The organism is Streptomyces griseus, assembly GCF_900460065.1.
GTDB classification, from domain to species: Bacteria; Actinomycetota; Actinomycetes; order Streptomycetales; family Streptomycetaceae; genus Streptomyces; species Streptomyces griseus.
Genome location: NZ_UAVD01000033.1, coordinates 130,504 through 140,707, shown reverse-complemented (window position 1 = coordinate 140,707; position 10,204 = coordinate 130,504). Strand labels below are relative to the sequence as shown.

Genomic DNA, 10,204 nt, shown 5'->3' with positions numbered 1-10,204 from the left:
ACCGATGAGCGACGCATCCGCCAACCCCTTCGACGCGGAAGGGGAGTTCCTCGTCCTGACCAACGCGGAGGGTCAGCACTCGCTGTGGCCGCTGTTCGCCGCGGTGCCCGAGGGCTGGTCGACGGCTCACGGCCCGCGCGCCCGGCAGGACGCGCTGGACTGGATCACCGCGCACTGGGACGGCCCCGTCGCCGCCGCCGCGCGGTGAGCGGGCTGCTGATCCGGCCCCGGATACGCCCCCGGGTCGCCGTCGTCCTCGTCTACACGGCCGCGATGTGCATGAACGGCCTGGACTCGACGATCGTGAACCCGGCGCTCTACACGATCGCGGGCGACTTCGGGCGTCCGTTGTCGGCGGCGAACACCGTGGAGACGGCTTTCCTGGTCGCGCTCGCGGTGGGGCTGCCGGTGGCGGGGTGGCTGGGCGACCGGTTCGGGACGAAGCGGGTGTTCCTCGGCGCGCTGACCGCGTTCACGGTCGCTTCGGCGGTGTGCGGTCTGGCCCCCGATCTGACGACGCTGGTGGTGGCCCGGGCCGTGCAGGGTCTGGCGGGCGGGTTGTTGACGCCGGTCGGGATGACGCTGCTGTTCCGGGCGTTCCCGCCGCACGAGCGGATGAAGCTGGCCAAGGTGCTGATCGTGCCGACCGCGCTGATGCCCGCGCTCGGTCCGCCGCTGGGCGGTCTGCTCACCGAACACCTCTCCTGGCACTGGCTGTTCTTCGTGAACGTGCCGATCGGGGCGGCGGCCGTGCTGCTGGGCGTCCTCGGTCTGCGGGAGCATGTGGAGGGCCCGGAGGGGAGGTTCGACACGGTCGGCTTCTGGCTGGCGACCCCGGCGCTGGGGCTGCTGACGTACGCGCTGGGCTTCGGTCCCTCGCAGGGCTGGACGAGGCCCGCCGTCGCCGTGAGCGCGGTGCTGGGGGCCGTCCTGCTGGTGGCGGGCGTCGTGCACCAGACGCGGGCGAAGACGCCGCTGCTCAAGCTGCGGCTGCTCGCCGACCGGGTGTACGGGTCGGCCTCGGCGCTCGCCGGGGTGACCGCGGCGGGGCTGATGGGCGTGCTGTTCGTCTTCCCGCTGCTCTACCAGGCGAGCCTGGGCGCTTCGGCACTGGACGCCGGGCTGAGCGTGTTCCCGGAGGCGGTGGGGCTGATGCTGGCCTCGCAGGTGGTGGACCGGCTGCTGCCGCGGCTCGGCCCCCGGCTGCTGACCGTGCCGGCGCTGCTGGTCGCGGCGGCGGTCTTCGGCGGGCTCGCGGTGCCCGGCGTGGCGGAGAACGCGTGGAGTGTCCGCGGGCTGATGTTCCTGATCGGTCTGGTGCTGGGGACGGCGGTGCTGACCGTGCAGATCTCCGGCTTCGAGTCGATCGCGCCCCCGGACATGGGGCAGGCGATGGGCCTGTTCCAGATCGTCCGGACGCTCGGCGGCGCGTTGGGCATCGCCGCCTGTGCGGCGGTGATCGGCGGCGGCCACGTGACGGAGGCCTCCGCCGACCCGGGCCCGTACCGTACGGCGGTCTGGGTGACGGCGGGGCTCGTCGCGGTCGGCGCGCTGATCGCGCTGCGGCTGCCGCGCGAGGCCCCGCAGCCGCCGCCGTTCGACGACGAGGACGCTCCTGAGCCGCCCGGTGAGGGCCTGGCGGCTCAGGAGGCCCCGGTCGCGAAGGGCTGAGCGGGCATATGCGTGAGGGGCGGTCGGCATCCGGAGGGGGGATGCCACCCGCCCCTCACGCGTGCTCGGGATGCGGAGTTGCGTCGTCGTCTCAGCCTTCGCCGAGCAGGTCGGCCAGCCCGTCCGCGAGGCCGCCGCGCCAGCAGGCGTAGTCGTGGCCGCCGTTGAACTCCCGGTAGCGGACGTCGTATCCGCGAGCCCTCAGCACATTGCGGAGTCGGCGGTTCTCCTGGAGGAGCATCCACTCCTGGAGGCCGACCTCCAGATGGAGGGTCACCGGTCGGCGCTCGGCCCGGGCGTACTGCCCGGTGAGCCACTCACTGCCGCGTTCGTCGTCGGGCCACCAGAAGGAGCCGGACTGGGAGAGGGCGAGGCCGAAGCGGTCGGGGCGCTGGAAGGCGGCGAAGGCGGCGGTGAGGCCGCCCGCGCTCTGTCCGGCGACGACGGTCCGGGCGGCGTCGGCCCCGGCCCCGTACTCCCGCTCGGCCCAGGGCAGCAGGGTGTCGGCCAGCCAGTCGACGAACGGGGCGCTGCACGCGAGGTCTTCCATGCGCCGGCCCATGGTGTCGACGAGGACCGCCGCGGTGGGCGGGAGATCCCCGTCGGCGTGCAGGTTGTCGAGCAGGTCGCCGACGCCGAGGACCGGCCCCCACATCTCGCCGTCGAGCAGCACGGCGAGCGCGTACGGGCCGCCGTCCGGGCGGTGGCCGGGCGGCAGGTGGACGGTGATCCGGCGGCCGTCGACCTCCGCGTCGAGCGTGCGGCCCCGGTCCACGTCGTCGCGCCGCCGGATGCGTGACTGCGGCGGGGCATCGGGGAGTTCGAGTACGGAAGCGGGGTTGCGGCCGTCCCGGGAGGGCAGCGGGGCGCGGTCGTTGAACGGGTCGGGCTCGGCGTGGTCGAGGACCCGGAGCCAGGCGGCCCGGTCGGCGCGCAGCGCGTCCTCGCGGGTTCCTTCGGTGGCGTGGAACTGGTACGAGGCACGGTGGTCGGCGCGCAGCCGGTGGCTGATCGCCCAGACGCCGGTGCCCGCGACCCGTTCCATCAGGTGCGGGGCGAGGTCGCCCGCGTGCCGGTCCTTGTCGGTGACCGTGTGGAGGAGGGCCAGGACATGGGTGGCGGGGCGCTCGAGGTCCTCACGGCGGACGAAGGTGACGAGCCGGTGGCCGGGGTCGCCCTCGGGGTCGGGCTCGACGAGCGGGGCGCCGGTGGCACGCACATGGCGCCAGAACGCCTCCTCGGCGTCGGGACTGCCCGCGGTCACGTTCTCGACGAGCGTGCGCAGGAGAGGGCTTCGCACGGGGTGCGCCTCGGTTCCGGTCGGTCCCGCGGGTGCGGGAGGGGCGGGTGGGTCGTGGTGCTGCGAGCTGGTCATGTGCGGTCGGTCCTTCAGACGCGGGTGGCGGCGGAGCGGCCGAGCAGCACCCAGAGCAGGAACGGTCCGCCGAGGACCGTGGTGACGATGCCGACGGGCAGTTCGGCGCCGTCGAGGGCGATGCGGCCGAGGGTGTCGGCGGCGACCACGAGGACGGCGCCGGTGAGCATCGAGCCGACGAGCGGTACCCGCAGGGGGCCGGCGAGCCGGGAGGCGATGACCGGGGAGGCCAGCGCCACGAAGCCGACGGGGCCGCAGATGCCGACCGCGAGGCCCGCGAGGGCGACGGCGAGGAGCAGGGAGAGGGCCCGGACCCGGCCGGGGGCGGAGCCGAGCGAGGATGCGGTCGCGTCGTCGAAGCGCAGGACGCCCAGGTGGCGGGCGACGACGAGGGCGACCGGGACCAGGACCGCGAGGCCGATGAGGACGGGGACGGCGACGGAGTAGCTGCGGCCGTTGAGGCTGCCCGAGGTCCACACGTACAGCGAACCGGCGGAGGAGAGGGACCTGCGGGACAGGACGACCTGGGTGATCGCGGAGGCCAGCGCGGACATGGCGAGGCCGACGACGAGGACGCGGTAGCCGCGTTGGCCGAGACCGCCGGAGACGGTGGTGACGACGATGACGGCGGCGAGGGCGCCGAGCGGTCCGGCCCACCAGGCGCCGAAGGAGCCGGTGGCGCTGAGGGTGACGGAGAGCAGGACGGCGGCCGTGGCCCCGTCGTTGACGCCGAGGAGTTCGGGGGTGGCCAGACGGTTGCGGGCCAGGGTCTGGGTGAGGCAGCCGGCCAGGCCGAGGGCCGCTCCGGCGGTGAGTCCGGCGACGATGCGGCCGAGGCGGAACTTCTGCACGAGCAGGACGTCGAAGCGGTCGCCCTGGCCGAGCACCGCCCGGAAGGTGCGGCCGACGCCCATCTCGCTCTGGCCCGCGTACGCGGAGAGGACGACGGCGAGCAGGAGGGCCCCGGCCAGGGCGAGGGCGGCCAGGGCGGCGCGGCGCGTGACGAGGAGGGACAGGGGGCCGCGGCGCAGGACGAGGGTGTCGGCGGGGCGGACCCGCAGGGTCTTGGCCTTCCGGGTGCGGCGGGCCGGGCGGGGCACGGTGATCCGGAGGCGGCGGGGGCGGTCGGGGGCGCGTTCCTCGGTGGCCGGTTCCGTCATGCCCATCGAGGCCAGCTGCTTGGAGCGGACGATGGCGATGAGGACGGGGGCCCCGATGAGGGCGACGATGACGGAGACGGGCGCCTCGAAGGGGCGGGAGACCACGCGGGCGGCGATGTCGGAGACCGTCAGGACGCAGGCGCCGATGAGCCCGGCGAGCAGGATGCGGGCGGCGAGCCGGGTGCCGGCGAGGGCGCGGGCGAGGAAGCCGGCGAGCAGGCCGAGGAAGGAGATGGGGCCGGCGAGCGCCACGGCGGCGGCGGTCAGGAGGGTGACGCCGATGGCGACGACCGTACGGATCACCGGGGGCCGGTGGCCGAGGCTGCGGGCCAGGTCGTCGCCGAGGGCGAGGGCGGAGAGCGGGCGGGCGACCAGGAGGGCGACGAGGAAGCCGAGGGCGAGCACGGGGGCGAGACGGCCGAGTTCACCGAAGCCCTCGACCCCGGCGAGGGAGCCGAGGACCCAGAAGCGGAATCTGTCGTAGGTCTCGGCGGAGTTGACGACGATGACGCTGGTGAGCCCGCCGAAGGTGGCGCCGAGGGCCGCTCCGGCGAGGACCAGGCGCATGGGCGAGCCGCCGCCGCGTCTTCCGGAGATGAGGAGGACAAGGCCGCTGGCGACCACCGCGCCGACGAACGCGCAGACGAGGTAGGCGTAACCGGAATCGAAACCGAGGAGCGCGATGCCGGCGACGACGCCGAGCGAGGCGCCCGCGTTGACGCCGAGCAGCCCGGTCTCGGCCAGCGGGTTGCGGGTGACCGCCTGGAGCAGGCACCCGGCGACGCCGAGGGCGGCTCCGACGAGCAGCGCGGTGAGGGTGCGCGGCAGGCGCAGGTCGCCGACGACGAGGGAGAGCCGGGCGTTGTCGCGCGCGCCGTCCCGGCCGAGCAGATAGTCCAGGACGCCGCCCGGGCCGACCTCGCCCGCGCCGATCGAGAGGGAGAGCGCGGTCAACAGCAGGACGGCGAGGGCCAGTCCGGCGAGGGCCGCTGCCACGGTCCGTCGTCGCGGGTCGGCCGTGGAGCGGGGGTCCTCGGTCACGGCGGCGGGCTGTCCGGTTTCCGAGGGTGTTCCGTTCTCGGTTCCCGGGGATGCTTCCTCGCGTCCGGTGGGCACGGTGTCCGCCGTCGGGTCGGCTGCGCCTCCCTCCAACTGAGCGGTCGGGGAGTCATGTTCGGGAGCCGAGGCCGTGGTCCCCGTGTGCGGCGTTTGCATAAGGTGAGGCTAGCCTAAGTAGATATCGACGGCTCGACACCTTCTGGGCGGTCGGATCAATTTAGGTTACCCTTACCTAACACCCGGAGGAGGTTGCTCATGCCTGAGCACATACCGGGCAGAAGCGGCGAGTTCACCGGCCGCACTGCTCTGGTCACCGGTGCCGCACAAGGCATCGGCGCGGCAGTCGCCGACCTGCTCGCCACCCTCGGCGCCCGCGTGGCCGCCACCGATCGCGCCCGGCCGGGCGTCGAGGCGCTCGCCGCCGAATGGTCCCTGGCCCAGGAGAAAACGCCCGACGGCGAACGTTCGGAGGGCAGTCTGACCCCGTACGTGATGGATGTCACCGACCGCGGTTCGGTGGAGAGCACCGTGGCCGCGATCGAGCGCCGACTCGGCCCGGTCGACGTCCTGGTGAACGTGGCGGGCATCCTGCGCACCGGCCCGGCCGCCGTGCTCTCCGCACAGGACTGGGCGGACACGTTCGCGGTGAACACCACCGGCGTCTACCACGTCTCCCAGGCCGTCGCCCCGCTCATGGCGGCCCGCGGTTCCGGCGCGGTCGTCACCGTCGGCTCCAACGCCGCCGGGATCCCCCGCACCGGCATGGCCGCCTACGCCGCCTCCAAGGCGGCGGCGGCCATGTTCACCAAGTGTCTGGGGCTCGAACTGGCCGGCAGCGGCGTGCGCTGCAACGTCGTCGCACCCGGCTCCACCGACACGCCGATGCAACGCGCGCTGTGGACCGGCCCGGGCGCCGAACAGCGCGTCATCGACGGAGACCCCTCGACCTACCGCACCGGCATCCCGCTCGGCCGGATCGCCGACCCCGGGGACATCGCGGAGACGGTGGCGTTCCTCGCCTCCGACCGTGCCCGCCACATCACCATGCAGGAGCTGTACGTCGACGGCGGCGCGACCCTGCGCTGACCGGCCCGACCGCTCTCTCCCCTTTTCCTCACCTCCCGTCCAACCCCCCTCACCCGCTGACGGGACCATCGAGAATGGAGTCCCCGTGTCGACGGCATCCCAGGTCGCCACGCACACCGCCCCGGCCGATCCGGCCCATCCGGCCGTTGGAGCGGCCACTTCGCTGCTGGACGCCTACACACCGGGCGACCATTTTCTCGCCACTCCCCGACGCACCCTGCTGGCACGGGGCCCCGGACACCGGGTCCCCCATGACGAAAGACCGTTGACCGCCCGGGTGGACGCCACGCTGGCCGCGGCGGTGGCGACCGGCCAGGAGTCGCCGTTGGTCATGGGCGCCATCCCCTTCGACCACACCGCACCGGCCGCCCTGCACGTCCCGGAGTCGGTGCGCTGCGCGCCACCGCTCACCTCCGACCCGCTCATCGCCCTGCCCGCGAGCGCGCCCGCCGCGGGCGACTGGCGGATACGCCCCGTGCCCGAACCGGAAACCTACGGCAAGGGCGTCGCGGCGGCCGTGGAGCGCATGTGGCGCGGCGAGTTCAGCAAGGTCGTGCTGGCCCGCACCCTGGAACTCACCGCGAAGGGCCCGCTCGACCTGCCCGCGATGCTCCAGCGCCTCGCCCGCCGCGACCCCGCCGGCTACACCTTCGCGCTGCCGACGGGCCCCGGACGCACCCTCATCGGCGCCAGCCCCGAACTGCTCGTCTCCCGCCACGGGAAGCAGGTCGTCGCCAATCCGCTCGCCGGGTCGACCCCCCGCAGCGCCGACCTCGCCGAGGACGTGCGCCGCGCGGCCACGCTGCTGGAATCCGCCAAGGACCTCCACGAGCACGCCGTCGTCGTCGACGCCGTCCACCAGGCGCTCGCCCCCTACTGCACGGACCTGACCGTCCCGGCCCGCCCCACACTCATCCGCACCGCCACCATGTGGCACCTGTCCACCACGGTCACCGGCACCCTCGCCTCCCCCGACGCCTCGGCGCTGGAGCTGGCCTGCGCCCTGCACCCGACCCCCGCCGTGTGCGGCACCCCGACCTCGACGGCCCGTCAGGTCATCGCGGAGACCGAACCGTTCGACCGCGGCTTCTTCACCGGCATGGTCGGCTGGGGCAACGCCGACGGCGACGGCGAATGGGTCGTCACGATCCGCTGCGCCGACGCCGAGGAGCGCACGCTGCGGCTGTACGCGGGGGCGGGCATCGTCGCCGCCTCCGAGCCCGAGGCGGAGGCGGCCGAGACCGCGGCCAAGTTCCGCACCTTCCTGAGCGCCGTGGGAGCCGAACTGTGAGTACGGACGCGGCGCCCACCTGGCCCGCCGAGTTCGCGGAGAGGTACCGGGCGGCCGGCTGGTGGCGCGGGGAGACCTTCGGGGAGATGCTGCGGCAGCGCGCCGAGGCCCACCCGGACCGGGTCGCGATCGTCGACCCGGTGGCGGGAAGCCGGTGGACGTACGCCGACCTCGACCGGCGCGCCGACCGGCTGGCGGCGGGATTCCTCGCCCGCGACATCGCCAAGGGCGACAAGGTGGTGGTGCAACTCCCCAACATCGCCGAGTTCTTCGAGGTGATCTTCGCGCTGTTCCGGATCGGCGCGCTGCCCGTCTTCGCGCTGCCCGCGCACCGCGAGAGCGAGATCACCTACTTCTGCGAGTTCACCGAGGCCGTGGCGTACGTCGTCGCGGCCGAGCACGGCGGCTACGACTACCGGGAACTGGCGTCGAAGACCCGGGCCAATGTGAGCACCCTGCGCCATGTGTTCGTCGCCCAGGGGGATCCCGGCGAGTTCGAGGCGCTGTCCGAGGTCGCCGAGGAGCCGGTCGGCTACGGCGGACCGCGCCCGGACGACCTGGCCTTCCTCCAGCTCTCCGGCGGCAGCACCGGCGTGCCGAAGCTGATCCCGCGCACCCACGACGACTACATCTACTCCCTGTGGGGCTCCAACGAGATCTGCGCCGTCGACGAGCGGAGCGTGTACCTGTGCGTCCTGCCGGCGGCCCACAACTTCCCTCTCTCCTCCCCCGGTTCGCTCGGCACGCTGTACGCCGGCGGTCGTGTGGTGCTGTGCCCGGGGCCGTCGCCCGAGGTGGCGTTCCCGCTGATCGAGCGCGAGGGCGTCACCATCACCGGGCTCGTCCCGCCGCTGGCCCTGCTGTGGACGGAGGCGGCGCCGGGCACCGCGCACGACATCAGCAGCCTGGACGTCCTGCTGGTGGGCGGGGCCAAGTTCAGCGAGGAGGCGGCCCGCCGGGTCCGGCCCGCGCTCGGCTGCACGCTCCAGCAGGTCTTCGGCATGGCCGAGGGACTGGTCAACTACACCCGGCTGGACGACCCCGTCGAGACCATCGTCACCACCCAGGGACGGCCCATCTCGCCCGACGACGAGATCCTGGTCGTGGACGACGACGACCGGGAGGTGGCCCCGGGCGGGACCGGCCATCTGCTGACCCGGGGCCCGTACACCATCCGCGGCTACTGGAACGCCCCCGAGCACAACGCCCGTTCCTTCACGGAGGACGGCTTCTACCGCACCGGCGACATCGTGCGGGTCACCGCCACCGGGCACATCGTCGTGGAGGGACGCGCCAAGGACCAGATCAACCGGGGCGGCGAGAAGATCGCCGCCGAGGAGGTCGAGAACCACATCCTCGCCCACCCGGCCGTGCACGACGCCAACGTGGTGGCCGAGCCCGACCCGTATCTGGGCGAACGCGTCTGCGCCTACGTGATCCTGCGCTCGGGCGCGGGCCCGCTCAAGGCGGTGGCCGTCAAACGGTTCGTACGCGAACGGGGCCTGGCCGCCTACAAGGTGCCCGACCGGGTCGAGTTCGTCGACGCCTTCCCGCAGACCGGAGTGGGCAAGGTCTCCAAGAAGGACCTGCGCAACGCCGCGGCCCGCACCACGCCCACCGCCCCGTCCCACTGAACGACTCCCCGAACGGAACCCTCTCCACCATGGCTCTGCCCGCCATCGCCCCTTACCCCATGCCGGCCGCCGGCGAGCTGCCCGCCAACCGGGTCGACTGGACCGTCGATCCCGCACGTGCGGTCCTCCTCGTCCACGACCTGCAGAACCACTTCCTGTCGGCCTACGACCGCCGGGCCGCTCCCGTGCCCGAACTCCTCGCCCATGTCGCCGAGTTGAAGAAGGACGCGGCACGGCTCGGGGTGCCGGTCCTCTACACCGCGCAGCCCGGCGGCCAGAGCGCCGAGGAGCGCGGCCTCCAGCAGGACTTCTGGGGGCCCGGGCTCCCGGCCGACGAGCACCTTGCGGCCATCGCGGACGAGGTCGCGCCCGGCACGGGCGACACCGTCCTCACCAAGTGGAAGTACAGCGGGTTCGTCCGCACCGATCTGCTGGAGCGCCTGCGCGAGCAGGGGCGGGACCAGATCGTCATCACCGGCGTCTACGCCCACATCGGCGTGCTCATGACCGCGTGCGACGCGTGGATGCAGGACATCCAGGCGTTCGTGGTGGCCGACGCGGTGGCGGACTTCTCGGCCGAGGACCACGCCATGGCACTGCGCTGGGCGGCGGGCAAGTGCGCCGTCGTCACGACCGCCCGGACCGTCTTCGAAGGGAAGTGACCGCCGTGGCGCTCACGCTCGAACAGCTCCGTGCCGACGTCGCCGACGTCCTGGGCGAGGATCCCCAGGAGATCCCCCTCGACGAGAACCTCGTCGACTACGGCCTCGACTCCGTCCGCCTGATGGCGCTGGCCGCCGCCTGGCGCCGCGACCACGGCATCGAGGTGGCCTTCGCCGACCTCGCCGAGCAGCCCGCACTGGAGTCCTGGGCCCCGCTCCTGGGCGTGACCGGCTGACACCGCGGCCCCGCCGCCGTCACCGAGGGC

At 73.6% G+C, this 10,204-nt stretch carries 9 protein-coding genes; 7 read left to right on the top strand and 2 right to left on the bottom strand.

Annotated elements, in window-relative coordinates:
* Positions 1-4: 4 nt before the first annotated feature.
* On the top strand, positions 5-208 hold the full coding sequence (locus DTB53_RS24980; RefSeq protein ID WP_012382173.1) for an MbtH family protein: 204 nt from the start codon (positions 5-7) through the stop codon (positions 206-208).
* Complete coding sequence (locus DTB53_RS24975; protein WP_012382172.1) at positions 205-1,671, top strand: DHA2 family efflux MFS transporter permease subunit; 1,467 nt, start codon at positions 205-207, stop codon at positions 1,669-1,671. Before DTB53_RS24980 ends, DTB53_RS24975 begins: the two co-directional genes overlap by 4 nt.
* 91 nt (positions 1,672-1,762) lie before the next feature.
* Here DTB53_RS24975 and fes read toward each other — a convergent pair whose 3' ends face one another.
* Positions 1,763-3,046: an enterochelin esterase gene (fes, locus tag DTB53_RS24970; RefSeq protein ID WP_012382171.1), complete on the bottom strand. Its 1,284-nt coding sequence runs from the start codon at positions 3,044-3,046 to the stop codon at positions 1,763-1,765.
* A gap of 14 nt (positions 3,047-3,060) precedes the next feature.
* Positions 3,061-5,421 carry a Fe(3+)-hydroxamate ABC transporter permease FhuB gene (fhuB, locus tag DTB53_RS24965; protein ID WP_106431738.1) on the bottom strand — a complete coding sequence of 787 codons (2,361 nt, stop codon included), beginning with the start codon at positions 5,419-5,421 and terminating at the stop codon, positions 3,061-3,063.
* A gap of 99 nt (positions 5,422-5,520) precedes the next feature.
* On the opposite strand from fhuB, the gene dhbA reads away from it, so the two are divergent.
* The 5 genes from dhbA (at position 5,521) to DTB53_RS24940 (ending at position 10,174) form a co-directional block, all read left to right on the top strand.
* Positions 5,521-6,351: a 2,3-dihydro-2,3-dihydroxybenzoate dehydrogenase gene (gene dhbA / locus DTB53_RS24960; RefSeq protein WP_012382169.1), complete on the top strand. Its 831-nt coding sequence runs from the start codon at positions 5,521-5,523 to the stop codon at positions 6,349-6,351.
* Between the two features lie 85 nt (positions 6,352-6,436).
* On the top strand, positions 6,437-7,642 hold the full coding sequence (gene dhbC, locus DTB53_RS24955; protein WP_012382168.1) for an isochorismate synthase DhbC: 1,206 nt from the start codon (positions 6,437-6,439) through the stop codon (positions 7,640-7,642).
* Positions 7,639-9,276 (top strand): (2,3-dihydroxybenzoyl)adenylate synthase, encoded by a 1,638-nt coding sequence (locus DTB53_RS24950; RefSeq protein ID WP_012382167.1) that lies wholly within the window; start codon positions 7,639-7,641, stop codon positions 9,274-9,276. Before dhbC ends, DTB53_RS24950 begins: the two co-directional genes overlap by 4 nt.
* 29 nt (positions 9,277-9,305) lie before the next feature.
* On the top strand, positions 9,306-9,938 hold the full coding sequence (locus DTB53_RS24945; RefSeq protein WP_012382166.1) for an isochorismatase family protein: 633 nt from the start codon (positions 9,306-9,308) through the stop codon (positions 9,936-9,938).
* 5 nt (positions 9,939-9,943) lie between these two features.
* Positions 9,944-10,174 carry a phosphopantetheine-binding protein gene (locus DTB53_RS24940; protein ID WP_003971048.1) on the top strand — a complete coding sequence of 77 codons (231 nt, stop codon included), beginning with the start codon at positions 9,944-9,946 and terminating at the stop codon, positions 10,172-10,174.
* The last annotated feature ends 30 nt before the right edge of the window (positions 10,175-10,204 follow it).

Coding starts and splice junctions, on each gene's coding strand:
- DTB53_RS24980 (WP_012382173.1), top strand. CDS start 5: ATGAGCGACGCATCCGCCAACCCCTTCGACGCGGAAGGGGAGTTCCTC.
- fes (WP_012382171.1), bottom strand. CDS start 3,046: ATGACCAGCTCGCAGCACCACGACCCACCCGCCCCTCCCGCACCCGCG.
- fhuB (WP_106431738.1), bottom strand. CDS start 5,421: ATGCAAACGCCGCACACGGGGACCACGGCCTCGGCTCCCGAACATGAC.
- dhbA (WP_012382169.1), top strand. CDS start 5,521: ATGCCTGAGCACATACCGGGCAGAAGCGGCGAGTTCACCGGCCGCACT.
- DTB53_RS24945 (WP_012382166.1), top strand. CDS start 9,306: ATGGCTCTGCCCGCCATCGCCCCTTACCCCATGCCGGCCGCCGGCGAG.